The organism is Dyadobacter sp. 3J3 (genome assembly GCF_009801115.1).
GTDB lineage: Bacteria > Bacteroidota > Bacteroidia > Cytophagales > Spirosomataceae > Dyadobacter.
Genome location: NZ_VTOL01000007.1, coordinates 39,275 through 65,892, shown reverse-complemented (window position 1 = coordinate 65,892; position 26,618 = coordinate 39,275). Strand labels below are relative to the sequence as shown.

13 protein-coding genes are annotated in these 26,618 nt (G+C 41.1%); 2 read left to right on the top strand and 11 right to left on the bottom strand.

Features of this window, described 5'->3' with window-relative positions; translation table 11 throughout:
* Positions 1 to 162: 162 nt before the first annotated feature.
* The 10 genes from FZF08_RS16085 to FZF08_RS16040 form a co-directional block, all read right to left on the bottom strand.
* Positions 163 to 1,185, bottom strand: a complete 1,023-nt coding sequence (locus FZF08_RS16085) for a FecR family protein (RefSeq protein ID WP_159470551.1) — start codon at positions 1,183 to 1,185, stop codon at positions 163 to 165.
* A gap of 69 nt (positions 1,186 to 1,254) precedes the next feature.
* Entirely contained in the window at positions 1,255 to 1,839 is a 585-nt protein-coding gene (locus tag FZF08_RS16080; RefSeq protein WP_159470549.1) for a sigma-70 family RNA polymerase sigma factor, read from the bottom strand.
* 272 nt (positions 1,840 to 2,111) lie between these two features.
* Positions 2,112 to 2,954 carry an endonuclease/exonuclease/phosphatase family protein gene (locus FZF08_RS16075; RefSeq protein ID WP_159470547.1) on the bottom strand — a complete coding sequence of 281 codons (843 nt, stop codon included), beginning with the start codon at positions 2,952 to 2,954 and terminating at the stop codon, positions 2,112 to 2,114.
* Positions 2,955 to 3,166: 212 nt separating this feature from the next.
* On the bottom strand, positions 3,167 to 4,960 hold the full coding sequence (locus FZF08_RS16070; protein WP_159470545.1) for a RagB/SusD family nutrient uptake outer membrane protein: 1,794 nt from the start codon (positions 4,958 to 4,960) through the stop codon (positions 3,167 to 3,169).
* A gap of 42 nt (positions 4,961 to 5,002) precedes the next feature.
* Positions 5,003 to 8,584 carry a TonB-dependent receptor gene (locus FZF08_RS16065; RefSeq protein WP_229216567.1) on the bottom strand — a complete coding sequence of 1,194 codons (3,582 nt, stop codon included), beginning with the start codon at positions 8,582 to 8,584 and terminating at the stop codon, positions 5,003 to 5,005.
* 119 nt (positions 8,585 to 8,703) lie between these two features.
* Positions 8,704 to 9,885 carry a FecR family protein gene (locus FZF08_RS16060; protein WP_159470542.1) on the bottom strand — a complete coding sequence of 394 codons (1,182 nt, stop codon included), beginning with the start codon at positions 9,883 to 9,885 and terminating at the stop codon, positions 8,704 to 8,706.
* A gap of 180 nt (positions 9,886 to 10,065) precedes the next feature.
* Positions 10,066 to 10,638: an RNA polymerase sigma-70 factor gene (locus FZF08_RS16055; protein ID WP_159470540.1), complete on the bottom strand. Its 573-nt coding sequence runs from the start codon at positions 10,636 to 10,638 to the stop codon at positions 10,066 to 10,068.
* Between the two features lie 2,117 nt (positions 10,639 to 12,755).
* The gene (locus FZF08_RS16050) at positions 12,756 to 14,354 is read right to left on the bottom strand and encodes a RagB/SusD family nutrient uptake outer membrane protein (RefSeq protein ID WP_159470538.1); all 1,599 of its coding nucleotides are present in this window, start codon (positions 14,352 to 14,354) and stop codon (positions 12,756 to 12,758) included.
* 13 nt (positions 14,355 to 14,367) lie between these two features.
* Complete coding sequence (locus FZF08_RS16045) at positions 14,368 to 17,808, bottom strand: SusC/RagA family TonB-linked outer membrane protein (protein WP_200837112.1); 3,441 nt, start codon at positions 17,806 to 17,808, stop codon at positions 14,368 to 14,370.
* A 214-nt stretch (positions 17,809 to 18,022) separates the two neighbouring features.
* A complete protein-coding gene (locus FZF08_RS16040) occupies positions 18,023 to 19,042 on the bottom strand; it encodes a FecR family protein (protein WP_159470536.1) in 1,020 nt (339 codons plus the stop codon).
* A gap of 199 nt (positions 19,043 to 19,241) precedes the next feature.
* Here FZF08_RS16040 and FZF08_RS16035 point away from each other — a divergent pair, with 199 nt between their 5' ends.
* Complete coding sequence (locus FZF08_RS16035; RefSeq protein ID WP_159470534.1) at positions 19,242 to 20,522, top strand: amidohydrolase family protein; 1,281 nt, start codon at positions 19,242 to 19,244, stop codon at positions 20,520 to 20,522.
* A 223-nt stretch (positions 20,523 to 20,745) separates the two neighbouring features.
* Here FZF08_RS16035 and FZF08_RS16030 read toward each other — a convergent pair whose 3' ends face one another.
* Complete coding sequence (locus FZF08_RS16030; protein ID WP_159470532.1) at positions 20,746 to 23,253, bottom strand: glycosyl hydrolase family 95 catalytic domain-containing protein; 2,508 nt, start codon at positions 23,251 to 23,253, stop codon at positions 20,746 to 20,748.
* Positions 23,254 to 23,819: 566 nt separating this feature from the next.
* Here FZF08_RS16030 and FZF08_RS16025 point away from each other — a divergent pair.
* Complete coding sequence (locus FZF08_RS16025; RefSeq protein WP_159470530.1) at positions 23,820 to 26,591, top strand: family 78 glycoside hydrolase catalytic domain; 2,772 nt, start codon at positions 23,820 to 23,822, stop codon at positions 26,589 to 26,591.
* The last annotated feature ends 27 nt before the right edge of the window (positions 26,592 to 26,618 follow it).

The window sequence follows — 26,618 nt, the reverse complement described above, 5'->3', positions numbered from 1 at the left end:
GTCTAATGGTTTAAGCTCTGTTAGAAATAATCTGTTCTGCGCCGGTGGAACGGTGCAGGCAGGGAATCATTGGCCGGGAGTGGTGGAACACTTCCGGCTTTTTTGTGCAGGAAATTCGCTAGTTCATGATTTTTGCAGGTTTGGTTGAGTTAAATTGATTCGTTATTCACATGGTTCACCCTGAATGGTAATCGTATTTTCTTTAATGATATAAGTCGCTTCCAGCGTTTTACACAGCATATCCATGATAGCCGGAAGCGGCTGTTGCTCAAAGTCTCCGCTGATCCTGCATTTTGCTATTCCAGGATCGGAAAGTTTGATGGAAATATTGAATTTTCTTTCAAGCTGACGGATTGCATCACGTAACGGTGTATGTGTAAACGTTATGCTGATGGATTGATAAATTTCCTTTTTCTGCAAAGTGGCCATTTCCTGAAACGAAAGTTTTTTTGATTCCAGTTCAAAAAGTGCCTGCTGATTTGGTTTTAAAATGACCTGTTGAGTTTTCGATTCACTATCAGGTGCAGAAACTTCCACACGACCTGTAACCACGGAGATTTCGAAATGTTTTCCTGCTGAAACTGCTTTGACATTAAAGCTTGTACCGAGTACTTTCACAACCATTTCTCCACTGATGATCGAGAATGGTTTTTCTTTATTTTTTTGTACATTAAAAAATCCTTCCCCTTTAAATTTTACGGTCCGGTTATTTTCTGCAAATACTTTTGGATAGATAATTATCGCGTTTTTGTGCATCCAGACGGTACTTCCGTCGGGGAGCTGGTGCTGAACAATCCGGGATTCATTGTTTATGAATTCAACCAAATCAACTTTTTTGCTAACCTTTTCATTGGCCGCAATCGAATCGAAAGATTGTTTTGGTGCAAACTGATAATAAAAAATACCCAGGACAAACAAAATTGAAGCAGCAATACCTGTTATCCTCGACCATGGAAATTTTCTGATTTCAGTATTATTTTCTTCAAGGTCAATCTGTTGATTAATATTTTTAAGTGTATTTTCCAACAGCTCATTTCTTTCAGACTCTGCTACGGATTCGAGGTACTGGCCGGGAGTTTCCAGAGTTGCATACCATTTTTCAATAATGTTTTTCTCATGATCAGAGCATAATCCCTGAAGATATTTTTCAAGTAATTGAGGTGATATTTCCGGCTTGTTATCCATTGCGTAAAGAGGTTGATATCTTTAAGTCGGAGTCAATAAGCGGTACCCCTTAGTTGGGGAAGAAAAATATTAAAATAAATTGATCAGGATCAGTGTGTAGGCTAAATGTTCTTTCAAATAGACTTTTAAAATCCGCAAAGCTTTGGTAATGTGCTGTTCAACCGTTTTTTCGGAAATGTTAAGTTCCAGCGCGACATCCCGGTTAGATATTCCCTGACGGCTCAAAGTGAAAACTTGCCGACATTTTTCGGGTAATAAATGTAATGCTTCATGATAGCGGTTTTGAAGATCAAGCGCCAATGTATCCTGGTAAGTAGTTTCCGCAGAACTTTCCCGGGCAGATTCCCAATAAGTATTTCGGTTTTGCCTGGACATTTCCGCACGGTAATGCGTTATGATCCGTTTTTTTGCCGAAGAAAATAAATAAGACTTACAATCCTGAATGTTTGAATCTATGCGTTTCTGCCAAATGCTTACAAACAATTCCTGAACAATTTCCTGAGATGTAAAGCGGTCGTTGATCCGGGAATAAACATAATTGAACAACGGCGCAAAATAACGGAGATACAATTCCTCAAACGCTTTTCTGTCAGCGTCCGTGCGGATAATTTCTAGAAGGTTTGCGTCTGAAAAGTGAGTATACCTGGCGTTCATATTGATTCAGTATTCTTTGGGTTATAATAGCCCATCAGTAAGAATTCTGCAAAATTCGGCTATTATCAATAAATGCCTGTTGATTTTAGATTAAGGAATTGAAGGCGTTTGGTCTTATTAATAACAAAAAAATAAAATGATTTTTTTGGAAAACAGTAGGGAGTTGTATTATGGTTTTTTTAAGGATATGAGTATTTATCACAAAAAACTGCCGCTGTTTTCCGGCTAAGGAAAACAGCGGCAGTTTTATATTTTGAAAAAATAAATGCAGATTAATTAATCACTGCTTTAATAACCACAGGCTGGTGATCAGATGGATATCGCTGCTCTTTTGCATCCGTCAAAACTCCATATTTTAGAACCTTGATTGGTTTGCTTACAAAAATATAATCGATACGATTTACCATCGGTGCATCAAATTTGAAGCTGTTGAAAGTTCCTTCCGGACCGTATTTCGGTTGTTCTGTTACTTCATGAGAATCGCTTAAAAGTGTTTGAATGGCTTTGATCTGTTCTGTTTCAGGCGTAGAGTTAAAATCGCCGGTTAAAATGGTTGGCGAATTTCCTGCAATTTCCTTCATCTTTTTCAACATCAGAATTCCTGACTGGCGACGCGCTTCTACACCTTGATGATCAAAATGAACGTTGAAAAAATAGAATTCTTTTTTAGTGTTCAAATCCTGGAATTTCGCCCATGAACAGATCCGGTTGCAGCAGGTAGCATCCCAGCCTTTTCCCGGTTTGTCCGGTGTTTCGCTCAACCAGAAATCACCATTTTTTAAAACTTTGAAACGATCTTTTTTGTAAAAAATAGCAGAATGTTCTCCACCTTCTTTGCCATCATCACGGCCTTTTCCAAGAAAAGCAAATTCGGTTAATTCAGCCACATCATGTAGCTGATTGATCAAAACCTCTTGTGTGCCAAAAATATCAAATTCATGAAAACGAACCAGTCCTTTCACCATTTCCTTACGGTTCGGCCAGGCGTTAATCCCATCGCCTTTGTTATCATAACGAAGGTTGTAGGATGCAATATTGATCGTGGAAGTTTTTTGTGCAAAACTTGCTGTCGACAGCATAAAAACAGCTGCAAGGATCAGAAGCGATTTTTTCATTTAAAAAGAATTAAGGATTAGAAATAGAATTTAGTTTTAAAAAGACCATAAAGTAAGGAGAAAAAATACTTAACTCCTTACTCTATGTGCTATGATTAACATCGGCTTTCGGCAATCAGCTTTCAGTTATCAGAAATCAGAAACGCTATGAAAAGATAGAATCTATATCAGTCCCGGATCTGACAGCCGACCGCCGAAAGCCGACGGCCAAATTACCATCCCGGATTTTGTCCCAATTTGGTATTGAACAACCGGTCTGTTTCAGGAATAGGATAGAGGTAATGTTTCTCTTCCCATTTGCGCGGAACGGTATTTAACCAGGTAATTTCTCCCGAAGTATCGTTTGATAAACGCTGTGGATTTGGACCTGCGCTGATCGTTTCAGCCACATTGATATAGGTTACACCAGCAACCGGAGATGCAGGAGTTCCTTTTACAAAAGCAACATCCATCACGCCGTCTTCGTTAAGATCCATCGGCGTATTGAGAGCCGGAACATAAAATCCGTTCCATTTTTGTTCCATCAAAGAACCGCGTTTCCAGCGAACAATATCGTAAAAACGGAAACCTTCCAGGCACAATTCAGTTCCTCTTTCACGACGGATTTCAAGAATAGCAGGATTGGAAATGCCCGGGAAATAATTCGTTTGCAGGTAAGGATCAGCCACGGCTGGCACAGCAGATAGTCCGCCTGTGATGCCCGCTCTTTTACGAATCGCACCAACTGTTAATGCCCAGTCTGTATCTGTTAATTTGTTCAATTCTGCTTTTGCTTCTGCATAGTTCAGCAAAATTTCTGCATAACGCATCGTGGAGATGGAATTGATATTTCTGGTTCCACCGTCATAATACGTGTCATCCAATGTCCATTTTATTGGCTGATAACCTGTGTAAGTATAAGAGAAAACCGGAGGTGCCGCTTCTTCTTTTCCACCATTGATGCGTTTGTAGCTTCCCATACGGATACTTTGTTGTAATCTTTTGTCGCGGCCTTTAACTTCCTGGACAAAAGTCATTGTTTCGTGACCAGCTTTATCCGTAAATGGCGTTCCGTCAATATTCAGGTATGTATTTACAAAAGTGCGGGTAAAACTCAATCTCGCTCCGTATGTCGAACTTGTCCACCACCAGTTTGCATCATTATATACACTTAGTGCAGGATCACAAACGTATGATAACATCACTTCATTCGTTACCGGCGTATTGTTAATAAAAACCTGACGATATGATTTCTCGTTTCCTCCTGTTTCATTCAATGAAAATCCACCTTCCTTAATTACTTTTTCAGAAGCAGAAATTGATTCATTTAACCATTTTTCAACGGTCGACTGCAAATTGTAAGTCGTCTGATATTTTCTGAATGTTCCTTCAAAAAGACAGATTCTGGATTTGTATCCGTAAGCTACTGATTTGGTGATCAAACTTCTGCTGTTGTCCGTAGTCGTACGGATATTTTCTACTGCATAATTTAAATCAGCCAAAACAGAATCCATAACCATCGTTCGTGGATCACGACCATTGAAAAGAGACGGATCATCAACCGTTGCAGCTTTATTAATCCAGGGCACATCGCCAAAGCGTTTTACTTTTTCAAAATAAAATATGGCTCTGAAAAAACGGGCAAGCGCAGTGTAATGTTTTCGGGCATCTGCCGAAACGGTTAGGCGGTTATTGTTTTCGATAAAATAGTTGATATTTCGTAAAGCTCTCCAGTCCCAACCCGTGCTCTGGCGTGGGCCATAGGCACCATCACGCAAAAAATCGGGGACAGAAGAACGCGCTCCAAAATCACTCATTTCGTCGGAACGGATGATATCATTTCCACTTGGCAGAATTCGGTATGGATCTGAGGTGTCATAAAAGGAATTTGTGTAAAGTTCCAATCCTTTTTCACTGTTAAAAACGGCATTATTATCGGCAGTAGACTGTGGGACCTGATCCAGTTCCTGACATCCGCCAGCCAAAAGGCCGATCAGAAATAACAGTCCTATAAATTTAAATTTCATGAGTATTTGATTTTATTTCTTCTAATAATTTAGATTTCCGGATTAGAAAGTAACGGACAATCCCATCGTGAAACCTTTTAGTATTGGGTAATTATTTCCATTACCACTGTTACCATTATTCGGTTTTGAAGGATCATCGGTTGGATTCAAAACAGTGTCAGATCTTCCAATATTTTCCACATCAATATCCTTTGTGATTTTGTATAATGGTGAATAAGTGAAAATATTATCGCCCGACAGATACACACGCGCACTGGCCATTTTTAATTTATTTGTCAAAGTGTGAGGCAGATTGTATCCTATCTGAAGATTTTTCAGACGGATGTAAGCCACGTTTTGCAAATACTTTGTCTGTGCAGTTGCCAATTCTCCGGAGCTATTCTGTGCGGTATAGCCACGGTAACGTGGAAGATAAGCGTCAGGATTGTCCTCAGACCAGATGTTTCCAAGCTGCCATGACGGGATCTTGTTATACGGACGGTTGTATTGTCCCCAGAAAAGTGCCGCTTCTGAACCCGGATACCAGTCTTGCTTGGCTACACCCTGGAAGAATGCAGAAATGAAGAAATTGTTCCAGTCACCACCCAAGGTTACACCGTAAGTATAACGCGGAAGGGAATTACCGATGATTTTTTTGTCGCCCGGCTGACCTACCGTTTTGTTACCATCATCAATGACGCCGTCACCATTCAAATCCTTGAATTTGATATCTCCAGGCAGCAATTTTCCGGTTGTAGATGCTTTGTAAAGAATCTGTTTTGGAGAATTAGTAATGTCATCAGCAGATTTGAAATAACCATTGTTCACAAATCCCCAGATCTCACCCAGTTTCTGACCGGCGTAATAGTCCGATAGTCTTTGGTCTGGATTGTTGTATTTGTCAATCTTGGCTGTGTAGTCCGCTACCGTCAAACGAACCGAATAGTTCAGTGGTTTTGAACCAACCGTAAACTGGTCGCGCCAGGTAATGGCTGCTTCCCAGCCATTTGTTGTTAAATCAGCATAGTTTCCTTTTGGAACATCTGTACCGAAAACGGCTGGCAAAGTCATACCGGTTGTAAACATGCCGGTTGTTTTTCTTTGATAAGCATCCGCATTTAAAGTCAAACGATTGGCAAGCATCGAAACATCCACACCGAAATCTGCCGTGCTTGACGTTTCCCAGGTAAGTCCGTTTGGCAATACCGTTGGCTGCCCGGTTTGTTGCGGACGTACGCCGTTCAGTATTCTCCCTGATTGCAGAATCTTAAATTTTTCCTGAAAACTGTAAGAATCGATATTTCCGTTCCCAAGAGATCCGTAAGATCCTCTCAGTTTCAATTCAGAAATAACTTTTGGAGAAACTTTCCAGAAAGACTCGTTCGAAATTCTCCATCCTGCCGAAACGGATGGGAAAAATGCATAACGCTGGCTCGACGGAAATTTGGACGATCCATCATAGCGACCATTTAATTCGATCAGATATCTTTCCTTGAATGAATAATTTACGCGGTAAAAACCACCGGCAATTGCCCATTTATCATATCCGCCGCCGGTTGTAATGGTCTGTCCAAGCGCAAGATTGATATCACTTGCACCTTCGTAGATCAATCCGTTACGAACAACCTGAAGTTCTTTATAAAGCGATTGTTCCTGGTTGAAACCTGCCAATACTTTGAAATAGTGATTTGCGCCAACTTTCGGTTCAAATTCACCATAAATATTGGTGGCGGTATACTGGGTATTACGAAGCTGATTTTGAAGATCGTTATAATTCGTCCCTACGTACTCGATTACGCCTGGTTTGCGGCTGTAAGGAACAGGTACGCGCGTACGGTAATCGTTATTATCTGTGTTCTGGTACGTGAAGTTTCCTTTGATTCTCAATACATCATTGAAAAACTGTGAAGAGAAACTGGTCGTATTTCTGAAAACACGTTTGTTTGTGTTGATACCATTTTTGCCATAATAAAAATCACCAACCGTATAAGCTGCCGAGTAAGTCAGTGTTCCGTCCGGGTTGAACATCGGAGCCATGGTATGGCCTTCATCCGAAATATTTCTCCAGATCGAACCACCTTCTCCAACATTTAGCGGATTATGATATTTCATGGAAGAGAAGTCGGCGTTGTTGGATATGTTAAGCCATTTGTATAGCTGAACTGAACCTTTTACACGCAAACTCATGATTTTGTAATCATCCGAATTATACTTGAAAAGCCCATCCTGACCAAAATAACGACCTGTAACCATGAAATCTGCTTTGCCGCTTCCACCGGAAACGGATAAGTTGTGTTCCGTAGCACTTGTGGTTTTTTTGTATAATTGTTTGTACCAATCTGTATTTTCATAATAAACGTATTCACCCGTAACCGGATCAACAACTGTTTTTGGCAGACTTGGATCTTTCGAACGTTTTTCAAATTCTGCCAGATAAGCAGGGGAGAATTTAACCGTTTTATTTACGTTTTGAGGCGTTTGCGAATAGTCGTTCCATGCGCTCCATCCTTCGTTAAACATTTTAGCAAAAGTATATCCGTCTGTCACCAGATCAGGGACTGCAATCGGACTTTTGATCGAATGGTTCATTGAATAACTTACCGTTGTTTTATCTTTTTGTGGCGTTTTCGTTGTTATTAACACCACACCAAAAGCACCTCTCGCACCATAAATCGCAGCCGAAGCAGCATCTTTCAAAACAGACACGCTGGCGACGTCATTCGGGTTAATCCGGCTCGGATCCCCTTCAACGCCATCAATCAATACCAACGCACTTCCGCCCTGGCCAATGGAAGTTGCGCCACGAATGTTGTAAGAAGGCGATTGTGTAGGTTTTCCGTCACCCATGGTCAGGTTAAGATTAGGAATCACACCTTGTAAACCCTGGGCCAAATTTGGAAGGGAGCGGTTTTCTAATACCTTGCTCGTTACCTGATCAACGGCACCGGTAAGGTTCATTTTCTTCTGCGTACCGTAACCTACGACAACCAGTTCTTCCAAAGCTTTTGTATCGGCATCAAGGGAAATGTTGAACTTAGTACGCGTTCCTATCGGCAGTTCTTTTGTGATGTAACCTACAAAACTGAAAATCAGAACAGCGTCTTTATCGCTTTCGTTAAGATCCAGTTTAAATTGTCCTTCGCCATCCGTTGTTGTTCCGCGTTGCGTTCCTTTCACGATGATACTTACACCAGGCAGGCCTCCGCCTTTTTCATCCGAAACTTTTCCACTGATATCAATCAAATGGGCCTGAATCGGAATGATCTGGGCTTTTGCTTCCGGCATTTTCGGTTTAACCACGATAGTCCGTTCCATCAAACTGTAAGTAAGCGGCTGGTTATTGAAACATTGTTCCAGAACCTGTTCAAGAGAACCATCGGAAATATTCATCGTTACGGGTTTGGCTTTTTTCAACAATTCATTATTGAAAATAAACTGATAACCGCTGCGTTTTTGGATCATTTTGATCACCTGTTCCAGCGGAGCATTCTCCACGGAAACTGAAAGTTTTTGAGAAACGGCGGCCGCACTTACCTGCATACAGGCGACGGCTAGTAGAAAAGCGCTTAATTTCATCATGAGCAGTATTTTGGATGGAATAAGGCTGATACGTCTACTACTTTTGAAGAGTAGCTTTAATTTCATAGTTTTACGATGTTTGGATTTTGAAAGTTTATGGTTCGCACTGTACACTTATGTAATAATCCCTTCGGACCGGTAGCCCTGGCCGGCTATCGGTTTTCCAGCATTACTATTTCTTCTTATTATTTTTCCCGGATAGTAATTCTTTTGTCTTCGATCTCAAATTTTAATTCTCCCGACATTTCAAGCATTTTCAACACTTTTGATAAAGTATTGTTTCGTGAGATCATCGCGGTAAAATGTTTATCCGGAATCTGTTTTTCGTTCACAACCTCCACGTCATACCACCTTTGCAACTGGCGCATGATTGTGGTCAAATCTTCATTGTCAAACTGAAAGTAACCTTCTTTCCATGCAATGGCTTCATCCAAATCAGCCGTTCGTACCCGAATTTGAGAGCCGATAAGTGCTTGCTGTCCGGGATTCAGTATTTTTTTAGTTTCACCGTTTCCTACTTTTACCGAGCCTTCCAGCAAGGTGGTTTTGGACACGCTTTCATTGTCATAAGCCATGATATTGAAATGAGTTCCGAGTACTTCGATATGCGTTTTTCCGGCCTCTACGATGAATGGCATTTCTTTGTTTTTGCTGATCTCAAAATATCCTTCTCCCGTTAATTCAACTTGGCGCACCTTGCCGGAAAATGAAGTGGGAAAATGCAAAGACGATTTTGAATTCAGCCACACCTTACTGCCATCGGGAAGTAATATTTCATACTGGCCGCCTGTGGGGGTGTTAATTGTATTGTAAGTAATGATCGTACTGTTTTCTGATGGTAGTATTTCATAGACAAGCTGGCCTTCTTTTTTACTAATTTTTACGCCGTTTTCCTTTTTGAAAGTTCCATTTTCCACATCTTCCAAGGTTATCACGCTGCCGTCTCCCAAAGTCAGGGTGGCATTATTTCCTCCAGGAAGCACATCATTTTTTAAAATTTCCGGCTTTGGGTTTTTGGCAATCATTGTAGCTGTGCTATCTTTCTTATGCAGAAAAGCGTAGCCAACAAAACCGGTAATCAGAATAGCTGCGGCATATTTGAAGAAGTTTTTGAATAACCAAAAAGAATGATGAACAACGGGATTGTCTATTTGTTGATTAATATTTTCCCAGGCAGCATTTTGGTCGATGGATTCAAAAAATTGCAAACTTTCTTCCATTTTGTCTTTACTCTGCAATTCATTCAGTAAGATTTGATTTGCGATATCTTCGTTGAGCCAATCCTGCAATACCCGATTTTCCTCTTCGGAAAGGCTTGCGTTAAGATATTTGAAAATCAAATCTGCAATTTCAAAAGGTGCTTTCATTCCTGGCTTTTGTTCTTTAATAGTAAGACACGCAGAATTAAAACTGGGGTGAAAGATTTCTTAAAAATATTTTTATTTAAAGAAAAACTTAGATTAAATAATGTATAACTATCAGACTATAACAGGATTGTCTGTTATTTACTAAGTGTAATTAATTAAAGAAGGAAGATGTGAGGCTGCTTAATTCAGAAATATTAGCAGTAAAATACTGAAAATTTCAGCGATGAATTTCGGACGCAGAAGCTGCATCGCACGTTGTTTTTGTGTTTTCACGGTATTAACAGATATTCCTAATTCCTCCGCTATTTCATGGTTCTTCTTATCATCCAGATAACTCATTCGTGCAATTTGCTGGCAAGCAGGTGGGAGGTCTTTTAAAGCCTGATGAATTTTTGAATACACCTCAGACTCTATGATTGAGTTGATTATAGTTTTATCTTCAACAAGCTCCGGTAAATGCAGCGAAAATTTTTCAACTACTTTTTTATGCCTCAACAGATTTAAACTGGCATTTTTAACGGTTGTGTACAGGAAACTTTTGATAGCATCCACATTCGCTGCAACTTCCTCTTTACGATTCCAAAAGGTGATGAATGCATCCTGCGCAATGTCTTCCGCCTCGCGCTTATCTTTAACAATGTTGAATGAAAAATAAACCAGGTTGGAATAATTTCGATTAAACAGCATTTCAAAAGCAATTCTTTCTTCACTTTTGTCTTGTGCTGAGTCAGGTTGGGTATATAAAGATTCCATATTCTGTTAGACAAAAGTAAGCTGGCTCTATCCTTTTCTGAAATTTTTCAAAAGAAAGGAGTCGATAAAAGTATTAATTTTTCTTTAAATAAAACTAAAATTGTTTCTTGTTGAAAATTAGTGTGGAGGGAATTTCTACGTTGTATTTTGTCTTTTTTATAATCTCAGGAGCTAGCCGAAATGTTTTATAAATTAAAAGCGAAACTCATTTCGACCTGCTGTCTCTTACATTTACTACTCAAAGGTATTTTACACCAAAGTTATTATCGCATTTATAATATTATGATTTTATTAAGAAACCGGATTGATAGAATGAAATCACAACAGCTTTTGCTAAATCGTTTTATATTTCAATTATTACTATAATTAGTTTTAAATTTAATTTTCAGGAAGCTCCGATGCAGCCGGGAATTTTGGATTCGATCTTATTTCTACAAACAGTAATCTGACGCTGAGATTTATTTCCAAATGGGAATTTATCCAATCCTTGTATGATCCGTCCTTAAGAATGTCCTGTTTATAGCTACATTATTTAAGGTCCGCAAATCACAACTCCATCGGAGTTTTCTGGAAATTTCAGGAGGCTCCGATGGAGCCGGGAATGTTGGGATTCGATCTTGTTTTTATAAACAGGAATCTCCTACGGAGAATTATTCCTGAATAAGGATTTATTCTAATGCTTGTACAATCGCTCCTTGGGAGCGTCCTGTTTATAGCCATATTGGTTAAAACCCGCGAATCAGAACTCCGTCGGAGTTTCCTGGAAATTTCAGGAGGCTCCGATGAAACCGGAAATTTCCAGGATTCGATCTTATTTCTGTAAACAGGTATATCCTATGGAGATTTATTTCCAAATGGGAATTTATCAAATCCGTATATGATCGCTCCTTGGGAGCGTCCTGTTTATAGCCATATTGGTTAAAACCCGAGAATCTTAACTCCATCGGAGTTTCCTGGAAATTTCAGGAGGCTCCGATGGAGCCGGGGATTTGGAGTCAATCTTATTTCTATAAACAGGAATCTCCTAAGGAGAATTATTCCTAATAAGGATTTATTCTAATCCGTGTACAATCGCTCCTTTGGAGCGTCCTGTTTATAGCCATATTGGTTAAAACCCGAAAATCACAACTCCATCGGAGTTTCCTGTAAATTTCATGAGGCTCCGATGGAGCCGGAAATTTTGGGATTCGATCGTATTTCTATAAACAGGAATCTCCTACGGAGATTTATTTCCAAATGGGAATTTATCAAATCCGTGTATAATCGCTCCTTTGGAGCGTCCTGTTTATAGCAATATTGGTTAAAACCCGCTAATCATAACTCCGTCGGAGTTTCCTGGAAATTTCAGGAGGCTCCGACGGAGCTGGGAATTTACAGGATTGGATCTTATTTCTATAAACAGGAATCTCCTCCGGAGATTTATTTCTGAATGGGGATTTATTCTTATCCGTATACAATCGCTCCTTTGGAGCGTTCTGTTTATAGCCATATTGGTTAAAACCCGAAAATCACAACTCCATCGGAGTTTCCTGTAAATTTCATGAGGCTCCGATGGAGCCGGAAATTTTGGGATTCGATCGTATTTCTATAAACAGGAATCTCCTACGGAGATTTATTTCCAAATGGGAATTTATCAAATCCGTGTATAATCGCTCCTTTGGAGCGTCCTGTTTATAGCAATATTGGTTAAAACCCGCTAATCATAACTCCGTCGGAGTTTCCTGGAAATTTCAGGAGGCTCCGACGGAGCCGGGAATTTACAGGATTGGATCGTATTTCTATAAACAGGAATCTCCTACGGAGATTTATTTCCAAATGGGAATTTATCAAATCCGTGTATAATCGCTCCTTTGGAGCGTCCTGTTTATAGCAATATTGGTTAAAACCCGCGAATCAGAACTCCATCGGAGTTTCCTGGAAATTCCAGGAGGCTCCGATGGAGCCGGGAATTTCCAGGATTCGATCTTATTTCTATAAACAGGAATCTTCTACGGGGATATTAATTTGGGCGTTTTAATCTGTAAACTAAATTGTATTGTTCCAGTTTAGCTCAAAAAAAGGAAAGGCGCTGGATGTATATCCAACGCCTTTCCTTTTTAATTTTTCAAACTAATATTTTACCAGCCCGGTGTTTGTTTGTAAGCACCGTTACTTCTTGCAATTTCATTTGGACTGATCGGCCAGGCTAATTTGGCTGCCGTAAAAGTTCTTGCCGGCCAAACTTGTGTAATGGTGAAAGTTGAAGCTGGATCTGTTTTGTTGGCATAATTACGTCCGTGAAGCGGAGCATTTATTTTGTCATAATCACCCCAACGTTTCAAATCCGCCAGGCGGTCTGTCCACTCGCAACCCAATTCCACACGTCGTTCATGTTTCAGATCAGCCAAGGTTGGTGCCGCTATCGGCGCAAGGCCGACACGTGCCCTTACCTCATTCAAAGGTGCAGCTGCCTCACTGTTTTTACCTTGCTGGATAAGTGCTTCTGCCTTGAAAAGAAGAATCTCAGCATAACGCATCAACGGCAAATTTAACGTTGTAGTTGGGTAGTCGCCGTTCTGGTTGATATGTGTATTTGTTCCCGGATCCTGATCGGTACCGTAGCTGTATGGTTCCATGTATTTATTGATCTGGAAACCTGATAAGCTGTTGGTTGAAAAGTAAGAGCGTTCCACTCCGAAGTAAGTAAACTTATCGCCAAATTTCAGGATAGTCACTTCACGACGCGGATCAGTTGCTTCATATTCATCATAAAGCTCAGCAGTTGGCTGAAAATATCCCCAGCCATTATAAACTCCCCAGCCCTTGTTTTCAAGACTTACACCCGGAAATTCAGAACCACCTTGCACGCCAGAAGTTACAGACCAAAGATATTCGCTGCTCCAGTTATTAGCCGTAGTAAACACAGCTTTATAATTTGCTTTGCTGCTTCCCTGTCCGGTTACCAAAGCTCTTCCGCCTTCGTTCTTGATTTTATCTGCAATTTCTGGAATTGCAGCCCACTTCGTGTTGTCGTATTGGGCCCAGTAAGCATACACTTTTACCATATAACCCCAGGCAGCAGCTTTATGCGCTCTGCCCTGATCCGCAGCGGCGTATGTTTGAAATAATGGAAGCAAGTCCGCAGCTTTTTGTAGGTCGCTTATAATTTGTGCATAATTGTCGGTGACCGATGGCAATTGTGGAGGGATTCTGTTACCGAATTCAGCGTTTTCAACGCCGTCATAAGGAACACCCTGTGTTTTATGACCCCAAAGATAAGCCAGCCAGAAGTGAGAAAATGCGCGTATGAAATAGGCTTCTCCCAAGGAACGGTTTCTTACCGCATCACTTACGTTTGTAGCAGCTTTCACACCTGCAATGGCCTGGTTTGCTTTGTTCATCATGGAATACAGATCATTCCAGCCGCCGGTCAAATAACCTTCATTACCGGATGGGATAAAGTTTTTGATGTTTTCCCCATCCGCTTTTGATCGTCCCACGATTAAATCGTCGCTTGCATTTTGTACCCAGAAAAGATCCCGGCCCCAGGTCGATTCATTTTTCATCGGTACATAAATCGCAGCGATACCTTTGATTACGTCATCTTCACTATCCCAAAAATAGGCGGTTGTTGATTCTCCGTTTGGTTTGGTATCAACCCAGCTTTCGTCGCAGGCACTCAGGCTGAGCACTAACGTCAAGGCTGTTAAAATTGAATATTTTTTATATAATTTCATGATTTCCGGAATGTTAGAATTTAAGCTTTAAACCTGCTGAATAAACACGTGACACTGGGAACTGGCCGCCGTCCATACCCGGAGCTGTGTAGTTCCCGTTAATTAATGAACTCCCAACCTCTGGATCCATGCCTGAATATTTTGTGAAGGTCAATAAATTGTCGCCACTCAGATAAACTCTAAGGCTAGCCCCTTTAATAAATTTAGGAACCGTATATCCGATAATTAAGCTTTTTAAACGCACATAATTTCCACTTTCAAGGTACCAGTCAGAAGCTGTCTGAAAGTTTTTATTAGCGTCACTTGCAGAAATTCTTGGAATGCTTGAACCTGTATTTGTTGGCGACCATGCATCCAGGATTTTATCCCAGCGGTTATAACCTTGTTCAGAGGCATTCAAAGTTGATTCTTTGAACACATGGAAAAGTTTAACGCCACCCACACCCTGCCAGAACATACTCAGGTCAAAAGATTTCCAGTTAAGATTCGTTGTAAAACCATACGTGATTTTTGGAAAAGCATTACCCATGTACACTCTGTCGCTGTCGTCAATTTTACCATCACCATTCTGGTCAACAAATTTCAAATCACCAGCTTGTGCGTTCGGCTGAATTTTCGTACCATTTAGAGTATAGTTGTTTGCTTCTTCGTTGCTTTGGAAAATACCTGCCGTTTTTACCAGCCAATAAGAGTAAAATGGCTGTCCAACTGTTGAACGATACGGAGTAATTGTTCCTCTCCACGCGTCAGGATGTACCCATACCGAATTCGGATTGCTGTCAATATATTTTACCCGGTTTTTAAGTGTAGCAATATTACCGCTGATTTCATAACCAAGGTCGCCGGTTCTGTCTTTCCAGGTAGCGGACAATTCAAAACCTGTATTACTGATTTTACCCTGATTGATATAAGGCGCACCATATCCGTAGGTATTGGTCCATTCGGTATCCTGCTGTTTGATCAGGTTGTAGGTCAGTTTGTCAAAGTAATCCGCAGAAAGTGTAAGTTTTTCTTTAAGCAGAGAAACGTCAAGGCCAATATCCGTCTGCTGCGAAGTTTCCCAGGAAAGTTTCGGGTTTTTAAGCGAAGCTACGTAAAGTGCTCTTGAATAAACACCACCGTCTCCCACCTGATAGGTATTATCAGAGCTAAGTGTAGAATAACCATAGTAACGACCAACCGATCCAATGTTTCCAATACGTCCCCAGCTCGCTCTGATTTTCAACAGATCAACCGCTGGAAGATTAAAGAATGGCTCAGAACTGATTTTCCATGCTGCTGTTGCTGCCGGAAATCCTTTTCCGCGGTAACCGGCAGCCAATCTGCCTGCGATGTCATAGCGGTAGCTACCTGTTACAAAATAGCGGTCAGCAAAACTATATGAAGCGCGACCTACATAAGAAACATTACGATCTTTCCAGTCATAATCCGTTGGTCTGTCGGAAGTGAAAGTACTGGCGTTGATAAAAAACTGAGCCCAGTTTTCTTCATCAGAAATATCTCTTGCGGTTGCTGCAAAACCTTTTGCCCCACTTTCCTGAGACGTTGTTGAAAGCATCGCGCCAATATTATGTTTGCCAAATACACGTGCATAATTGGCCGTATTTTCCCAAATCCAGTTATACGATCTGTCGGTATTGTAGGTTAGCGTATTCTGATTGTTTGGTTTACCCGGTTCTGTTCTTTTTGGGGTAAAGTTTTTAAATAACGATGAATGCTGGCGATATGAAAAACGTGTCAGAAATGACAAGCCAGGAATGATGTCTGAATACGAAAGTTCAGATACAGATTGGATATCGTTTCCTTTATTAGAAGGTTTGTAACGAAGAAGCGTAGCTACGGGGTTGATCGCGTCTCCATGAATACCCAGATATTGCGAATCTCTTGGACCAACACCACCAAAAGAACCATCGTCGTAATAAACCGTAGCGGAACGAGGCATATACATCGCAGAAAGAATTGTTCCGCTATATCCGCTGGCTGTTTCCGTACCACGTGCGTCACTGTTATTCCAGAATACTTCCTGACGGAATTTCAGGTGGTCTGTGAATTTATAAGAGGTATTGAAACGTAGCGAAATATTCTGTGCGTAAGTATTTAGTAGCGTTCCTTCGTTTTTTTCATAACGTCCCTGAAATAAAGTTGAGAATTTGTCAGTACCTGCGTTGATGCTGATATTATGACGCTGAACAATTCCCGTTCTGAAAATTTCGTCAATCCAGTTCGTTCTGGTTACCTGAGCGTATGGGTTTTTTGCTGCGTTCCAACCATCAAGTGGCGTTTGACCTGCATTGGTAAATGCTAGGTTGGAGACATATGCTTCTTTATCCGCGGTAAGAGAATTTGGTAATTTCCATGCTTGCTTAATACCTCTGAAACCTGAATATTCAATGCTTGGTTTACCTGCCGAAGCCTGTCTCGTCGTAATCAAAATTACACCGGCAGAGCCTGAAAAGGCTCCGTAAATGGCAGCCGATGCAGCATCTTTCAAAACAGTGATGGATTCAATATCCGAGGGATTATAAGGTGCATTTGGAACTCCGTCGACAACATACAGGACGCTCTCACCACTTCTTGAACCCATCCCACGAATGGTAACATTCGGTGTCTGGTCCGGGTGACCTCCATTGCTGATCGCCGTTACACCAGGTACTTTTCCCTGAATCATATTGGCAACATCTAAAACCGGACGATTTTTAATTTGTGCCATATCCGGAACAGAGGAAACAGCTGCCGAAAGATCACTTTTCTTGGCCGTACCATAACCAATCACAACAAGTTCATTCAGCGATTTTGTATCAACTGCCAAAGAAATATTGATTGAAGATTTTGATCCTACCACAACTTCCTGACTTTGATAACCTACAAAGCTGAAAATTAATGACGCTTCTGCGTTCGGGACATCTATTTGAAAATCTCCTTTTGCATCCGTTGAAGTTCCACGTTGCGTACCTTTTACCACAACACTCACTCCCGGAAGCGGTTCCTTATTGTCGGCTGAAAGTACCGTTCCTTTGATATTGATCTCTGCCGGAGCGGCCAGCTCCCGTATTTTTGATTCGATATCAGGAAGTAGCATCACAGACTTTTGCTGTGTACTGGCCAGTACAATTTGTTCATTAATAACTTTATAACTGATCCCACGGGGCGTCAGCAACTGGTCCAATACGTTGGAAAGTTTCTGGTGCTCCACATTAATCCTGATTTTACTCAGTAGTGAAACACGGCTGCTGTAAACAAATTTTACATCCGTTTTTTTCTGAATTTGTCCTAACGCTTCTTTGAGCGTAACGTTTTCTAATCGCAGCGTCATATCCCTACTCAGGATAGACTGCGCCGTACTTTCTTTCGCGTAGCTTACGCTGGCGAGTAAAGCGGCTATGATCCATTGAAGCAATCCGATGCGCATAAGTTTTTGCCAGTTGATCGGCTTGTTACGTACTGATTTTTGCATAATTTTGATTGTCTGATTGTGAAACTGTTGGACACTTCATTTCCTCTTTCATGGTGGTACATGAAATGAGAAATCATTGGGGGAATTGGGCAAGCTCGGGTTCGGATGTGGTGGTACACATCCGGACCTTTTGCTTTCAAAAATCAAGGTGGAATAGTAAAGTCTTTTAGCATTTTTAATGGTCGGGTTAAGTAATGGGCTATTTATTATCTGGTTATTTACAAGGAATTCCTGCAATCAAAATGGTATTTTCGGACATGGTGTAGCTGCCTTCCAGGGAGGTACAAAGCATGTCAAGAATGACCGGCAAAGATTGCTGTTCGAAATCCGCTGTTAATTTGCAGCGGTACATGTCAGGATTTGTAAGATGAATATGCGTTTCAAAACGTTGTTCAAGCTGTTTAATGACCGATTTCAGCGGGGTTTCTTCAAATATGATCGTAACGGGTTCAAAGATTTCTTTTTTTGCCTGAACAGGAATCTGTATAAAAGTGAGGCGTTTTGAAGTTGTTTCAAAAAACGCTTTTTGCTGTGGTTTCAGAAGAACTTCCTGCTCTTTTTCTTTGCCCGGCGCACTTACCGAAACACTGCCGGAAACGACTGAAACCTCAAATATTTTTTCCTTATCCTTTGCCTTTACGTTGAAGCGTGTTCCGAGCACTTTAATTTTTACCTCGCCACTTTGGATGATAAAGGGCCTTGTTTTATCTGGTGTAATATCAAAAAATCCTTCACCAGTAAACGTTACCATTCTGTTACTTTTATCAAATACTTTTGGATATGATATAGATGCGTCGGCGTGCATCCAAACAGAGCTGCCGTCAGGAAGTTTATATTTTACCATCCGCGGCTCGTTATTTTCAAATAAGATTGTATTGGAAATTTCAGTTTTGGATAACTCTTTACTGGCAATGGTATCTGTTTTTTGAGAGGTCAGGTTGAGATAATAAATACCGAAACCGAGTAGTAACGTGGCCGCTATACCGGATAACCATAAAATTGAAGGAGAAAATGCACGAACGTTATGCTGTTTTTCCTCCTGAATATGCATTTTTATATAGGCAAATGTTTCCTGCTGCAAACCTATTTGTTCGCTTTCGGATAACGAGTCCAGATAATCCGTTTTTCCGTTTATTGATTCATACCATTTTTCTACCTGTTCTTTTTCCTGAACAGTGCATTGATCATTTAAGTATTTCTCCAACAGAAAAGCAGACGGGACAGGGTGATTCATACAGGGGTTTAATTATCAATTTAAAACCAAGTCGTATGAAAACGGGCTGACCCTTAGTCGTTTTTAAAATATTTTTAAAAAGTTTTCATTACGTTTTCTATTTTGATTAGATCCGTCCAATCGGTATGTTTATAGACCTTACGTTCAGTAATTTACTGTTAACGGTAAAGCTCAATTTCTTCTCCAAAACATCTCATTTATGAAATTTATCTACCTGACTTTTCTTGCGGTTTTCTCTGTCAGTAGCGTCTTTGCCCAGCGCACTGTGATTTATTGCGGCAATTTATTTGATGGTACCAACGGTTCGCTCAGACCATCGGTAACGGTCATAGTTGAAAAAAATAAGATAATATCGGTTGAAAACGGATATGCCGCGGCACTTTCTGCAGATAAAGTGATCGACCTGAAAAGCAAAACCGTTTTACCGGGACTGATTGATATGCACGTCCATCTGGAAGGTGAAACGAGTAAGGATCAGTTTCAAAAAAGAATTCAGCAAAACATGGCTGATGTAGCTTTTGATGCTCAAAAAAATGGCGTTACAACCTTGATGGCTGGTTTTACAACGGTACGGGACTTGGGTGGAAGCGGTGCCAATATTGCTTTGCGTAACGCAATCAACAGAGGTGTGGTTGTTGGTCCGAGAATTCTTACATCGGGGAAAACCATTGCAACAACCGGTGGTCATGGTGATCCTTCAAATGGTATCAAGCCGGAACTTCAACTTCCGCCTGCTGCATTGGATGGCGTAATTAATAGTCCGGATGAGGCACGTCAGGCAATTCGTCAACGCTACAAAGATGGTGTGGACTGGATCAAAATTACAGCGACCGGCGGTGTATTGAGTATTGCCAAAAATGGAAAAGGGCCGCAATTTCAGCCGGATGAATTGAAAGCGCTAATTGAAACTGCCAACGATTATGGTCTGAAAGTAGCTGCACACGCACACGGAGCCGAAGGTATGAAACGTGCATTGCGTGCAGGTGTGACGACAATCGAACATGGATCATTTCTGGATGACGAGTGTATAAAACTTTTTAAGGAAAAAGGAGCGTATTTGGTTCCAACGATTATTGCCGGAAAAACGGCTTCTGATTCCGCCAAGATTCCAGGCTATTATCATCCGCTGGTAGTTCCCAAAGCCTTGGAAACAGGTAAAATGATCCAGGAATCATTTGCAAAAGCGTATAAGGCTGGTGTGAAAATCGGATTTGGCACGGATGCCGGCGTTTATGTCCACGGTAAAAATGCAAAGGAATTTGTATACATGACCGAAGCCGGAATGCCGATGGCAGAAGCGCTTCTTGCAGCAACGCGTACAAATTCTGAAATATTGAGTATGAAAGATCAGATCGGTTCCATTGAAGCCGGAAAAATGGCAGACATCATTGCCGTGGACGCAGATCCTTTAAAAGACCCGACGGTGATGATGAACGTGACTTTTGTGATGAAGGATGGCGTGGTGTATAAATTGAAGTAGGAAATCGAGTACTATATAAAAGAATGCCTCATTTTTGGAGGACTTAAAAAGTCTTTAAAGAACTGAAAGTTGAAAAAAAGGTAGTATCCGTTAGGTTTCGTTCTCGTTTTGTAACTTTCTGAGATCTATTTAAGAATCAACAACCATTTTGTCTGTAACGGCTTCTGGATACCTTACGGTCCAAAGCCGTCGTCTACAAAATGGTTGTTGTTGCATGCATCTTTTAATAACCAGCCAAAATCTTGTACGTTTTTCCTTTTTCTGTCTGGAATTTATTGATGTAACCCGAGTTTGTTTTTTCTGTTGTGGAAACAGCACCGGTAATCTTGATTGGGGCATTTGTTTTGATAATACAAACTTCACCATTCAGTGATTTTATTACGGAGTTAAGCAGTTTTCCGTTTTTCCAGTCAATATCCACTTCAAATCCTGAACGCGCCCGCAACCCTTTTATCCGGCCATCTTTCCATGCCGAAGGTAAAGCTGGTAAAAGATAGATTTCCTTCAAATGACTTTGAATAAGCATTTCAGACATTCCTGCTGTTCCTGCAAAATTTCCATCGATCTGAAAAGGCGGGTGGGCATCAAAAAAGTTGGGGTAAGTACCACCGCCTTTATACTCTTCGTTCCCTTCGTTGGTATATTTCATTAACTGACGAATGAGCAGGTATGCGTGGTCACCATCCAGTAGTCTGGCCCAGAAATTAATTTTCCAGCCTTTACTCCACCCCGTTCCGGCGTCACCACGTACTTCAAGCGTCTTTTTTGCGGCCTGGAAAAATTCAGGCGTATCCTGCGAAATCCGGTGTCCCGGGTGCAGTCCGAACAAATGTGAAACATGTCGGTGCAACGTATCGGTCTCTTCAAAATCCTTGTACCATTCCTGTAATCTGCCTCTTTTATCGATTTTTAACGGGTAAAGTTTAGCTCGTTTTTCAATAAGCAGCTTTTTAAATTCCGCATCATTTCCCACAACATCCGCCGCTTCAATCAGGTTTGAAAAAAGATCATAAACAATGGAAATATCCATGGTAGTTGCAATGGAAACAGCAGCTTCACCACCTTTTGGGTCTTTAAATTTATTCTCCGGCGATGTGGACGGAGCTGTTACAAGATAACCGTTTTCGTCTTCCACCAACCAATCCAGAGTAAATAAAGCAGCTTCTTTCATGACCGGATATCCTTTTTCCTTTAAAAAAGTTTTATCTCCTGAAAACCGGTAATGTTCCCACAAATGCTGGCATAGCCAATTGGCCCCCATGTACCAGTTCGCCCATACCGGATCGCCGTCTCCAACGTTTCCGACAGGATTTGACAATCCCCATATATCGGCATTGTGATGTGCAACCCAGCCTTTTGCGCCATAAAATTCCTTTGCTGTGACTTTTCCCGTTTCGGAAAGATCTTTGATCCAGGTAAGTAACGGCGTATGCATCTCTGACAGGTTTGTAACCTCCACCGGCCAGTAATTCATTTGTGTGTTGATGTTAATCGTATAATTTGAACTCCATGGCGGTCTCATTTCTTTATTCCAAATTCCTTGTAAATTGGCAGGCGGTCCGGCGGGAACACCAGGCAATGCGGCTCGGGAAGACGAAATAAGCAGATAACGGCCATATTGGTAGTATAGTGTTTCAAGTTTCGGATCGTAAGCACCTTTGGAATAAGCCATAAGGCGCTCATCAGCTGGAAGTTGTACAGTAGGATTGTTCTTAATACTATCCGTAACCTCGAAAGACAAACGGTTGAAGTAGGTTCGGAAATCATCCTGGTGACGTTTCATTAAAGCAGCATAACTTTTCGCCAAAGCCTTATCCAAATAATTTTTCGCCAGTGATTTTTCATCTTTCCCATCTTTGTCAGGGCATTTATCAAAACCATTGAAGCTCGTGGCAGATGTTAAATAGACAAATACTTCGGACGCATCTTTTACGTGAATCCCTGAAGTATCCGTAGAAATAATCCCATCCTTACTCACAGCTTTTACCCTGAACTGGAATCGCGTACCGTTGCAGCCGTTCGGATCTTCATAAACAATGGGCTGCTGACCTTTAGGATTGTAATAATTTGGGTTAACATGTGCCGGTGCTTTTCCATTGACAAGCAATTCCTTAGATGACGTAGCCTCTAGATTATAATGAAGCTGACTACTTCCGGAAACAGTGAAATTTAGCTGTTTTGGTTTTGATGCTGAAATTCTCATGACCAGAATATTATCAGGCGCAGAAATGAAAATCTCCCTCTTATAAGCTACACCATCAACAGTAAAACTTGTTGTTGAAATGGCGTTTGCGATGTCAAGGTCGCGGTAATACGCGGTTGATTTTTGTCCTTTAAAATCCTGGGTTATTTTCAAATCACCCATTGGCATGTAAGATTCAGTGTAAAGTCCCTGCATTTTTTTTAGCAGCTCATTTGCTTTCTGATAGTCGCCATCTTTTAAAAGTGCTTCTCTGACTTTAGGTAGGTAGGATACCGATGCCGGGTTTACATTCGTTTTCACCGGTCCGCCCGACCATAGCGAACTTTCATTGAGTTGTAAAAGCTCCTGCTCGACACCTCCGAAAACCATAGCGCCGATGTGCCCGTTACCAATAGGCAGGGCTTCTACCCATTGAGTAGCGGGCTTTTTATACCATAGTTTTAAGTCGGTTGGTTTCTGTGCGAACGAGTTAAAACATAGTACCGTAATGAATGCCGAAGCAATCGATTTCTTTAGAAAAATATCCATACAAAGGGCTTAGTTAGGATTATGACCGTTTTTATATTTAACAACTATGGTTCAATCAAGGGAAACCATGGACTTGATGACACAGTTGCCGGATTGAGCCGGCTTTCAAAAGTAATACGATGTGTAGCATAATTCACTGGATTTATACTCATTTTTTTAGGGGGCTTGTTACATGCTGAAAATCAGCCCTTATGGTTGCTCAATAGGATAATTTTCTTTTTATGAAATTCGGGATGACTGAAATTAATTCTCCATGTTAAGCGACAGGAATATATTTCCTCCGTTCGACAGATATCCGGATTGATACAATAAGGGAAATTTTGGGTTATGAAAAGTAAGATGAAAGCTAGTCTTCATAACCAACACGCCATTCATGACGGATTGAATCTCTCAATTGGCTTTACGAAGATACTGGTGTTAAAACGGTATGCCGGCTCGTTGTCTGACCATGCGTATTTCTATCAATCAATATGTAAGCTTTTCCATCAGGCACAGAGTAAAAAATAATCAGGGATACTTTATTGAATTGAGTCAAAGAAAATATTCCCGCTATTTTTAATCAGTTTATGCATAAATTCTTCAATACAAACGTCTTTTGTTTGCTGTTGGTACTGGTTTGTACCGAGCTCTCTGCGCAAGTATCAGTTTCAGGCTTAAAATGTGATTATGAACTTGCTCCAATCGGAATTCAAACAGCTCAGCCATACTTAGGCTGGATACTGCAAGCCCCTAAAAGAAACACACAACAAACGGCCTATCGGGTGATAGTGGCTGACCAATATGGCTTAATTCAAAAAAATACAGGAAATATCTGGGACTCAAAAAAAGTGTTGTCTTCAGAATCTCATCAAATTAAATTTAGTGGTAAAAAGCTTGTACCCGTTAAGCAGTATTTTTGGAAAGTTATGGTTTGGGATAATCATGGAGAGGTATCAACATGGAGCGCACCTGCCACCTGGCAAATGGGTTTGCTTTCTGCTTCGGACTGGCAAGGAGCCCAGTGGATAGGCTACAATAAATTGCCGGATTCACTTAAAATAGTGCCTGCAATTGATAATCCTGGTGACCAAAGATGGAATAAAGGAAATGATACTTTACCGCTGCTCCGTAAAAGTTTTAAGGTAAATAAGAAGATTAAAAAAGCTACTGCTTTCGTGAGCGGACTGGGGCAGTTTGAGATGAGTATTAATGGTGACAAAATTGGAGATCATTTCCTCGATCCAGGCTGGACGCAGTATGATAAACATGCCTTGTACGTAACTTTTGATCTTACCGAAAAATTAAAACAAGGTATGAACGCGCTGGGTGTGATGCTTGGAAATGGATTCTACTTTATTCCCGGCGACCGATATCATAAATTGAAAGGTGCCTATGGCTATCCAAAAATGATCTGCCGAATCGTTGTCCAGTATCAGGATGGATCGTATGAAAATATCGTTAGTGACGAGTCATGGAAAACAACGGTCGGCCCCATTACTTATTCAAGTATTTATGGAGGACAAGATTACAATGCCACGCTGGAAAATCCCGGCTGGAACAAAGCTGATTTCGACGATCGGATGTGGCAATCAGCAATTATTGTAGATGGACCTGGTAGTTTAGAGTCCCAAACGGCGGCGCCGCTGAAAATTTTTGATGAATTTACAGCAGTCAAAATTACCCAGCCCAAACCGGGTGTCTGGGTATATGACATGGGTCAGAATGCTTCCGGTATTCCTCGTATTTCGGTGAAAGGCAAAAGGGGGGAAGTCATAAAAATAACGCCTGCGGAATTAATCTATGAGAATGGCTTTGTAAACCAGTCAGCTGTTGGAGCGCCGGTTTACTTCAATTATGTTCTTAGCGGAAACGGTGTGGAAAACTGGCAGCCGCAGTTTATGTACTATGGGTTCCGTTACATTCAAATCGAAGGAGGGACTCCGGAAAATGAATCAAACCCCAGGCAGCTTCCGTTGGTTTTAGAATTAAAAAGTTTGCATACACGTAATTCAGCGCCAACGGTTGGAACGTTCTCCTGTTCAAACGTCCTTTTCAATAAAACCTTTAAACTGATTGATTGGGCTATAAAAAGTAACATGGCAAGTATATTGACGGATTGTCCCCACCGCGAAAAGCTGGGATGGCTCGAAGAAGCTTACCTGGTGGGCAGCTCAATTCGATACACTTATGACATTGCTGCTTTATGCAGGAAAATAGTAAGAGATATGATCCAATCTCAAACTCCTGAAGGCCTTATTCCTGATATCGCTCCGGAATTTGTAAAATTTGATGGTGGCTTCAGGGATTCACCGGAGTGGGGAAGTAATGCGGTCATCATGCCTTATTACCTCTACAAATGGTATAAGGACACAGAAGTACTTGCTGAGAGCTATGACATGATGACCCGATACGCAACTTATCTGGGCAGTAAATCAAGAAACCATTTACTCAATTTCGGGCTTGGAGACTGGTACGATCTGGGACCGAAAGATCCTGGTGCGTCGCAGCTTACACCCGGCGGGATAACAAGTACGGCGACTTATTATTATGATCTTAAAATATTGGCCGAGGTGGCTTCAATTTTAGGCAAAAATGAAGATGCTCGAAAATATACAGATTTAAGTCTGGAGGTGAAGAATGCTTATAATACAACATTTTTTAACAAACATCTTGCCCGGTATGGTACAGGGAGCCAGACGGCAAATGCCATTTCAGTATACATGGGACTTGCAGAAGAGCAATACAAGGAGCGTATATTAGAGAATATTATCAGAGATATAAAGGAACATGGCAACGGCGTTACGGCGGGTGATATTGGTTATCGTTATTTGTTGAGAGTACTCGATGATAATCACAGATCTGATCTGATTTACGATATGAATAGCCGGTCAGATGTTCCTGGTTACGGCCTTCAGTTAGCCAAAGGTGCCACTTCTCTGACAGAATCGTGGCAGGGTAATACCATATCCTCAAACAACCACTTCATGTTGGGCCATCTGATGGAATGGTTTTACAGTGGGCTGGGAGGGATCAAGACTGCTGAGAACTCAACAGCTTTTAGTGAAATTGTGATCCGTCCGGAGCCTGTTGGCGATGTGAGTCATGCCAAAGTGAGCCATTTATCTAATTACGGTATGATAAAAACGGATTGGGAAAAAAGTGACACGTCGTTCCGGTTGAAAGTACAAATTCCCGTTAATACTACCGCTGTCATATATTTACCAGCTGACGAGCATTCCGTAGTGAAGGAGAATGGCAGCATACTATCCGATACTGCTGAGTTAAAAAAGCTGGGATTCAGAGGCGGTAAGATAATGGTTAAAGTTGGTTCAGGATCATATTCATTTTCGGTAGAGTAGTTTAACAAGTTGAAGGAAAGCACGTCG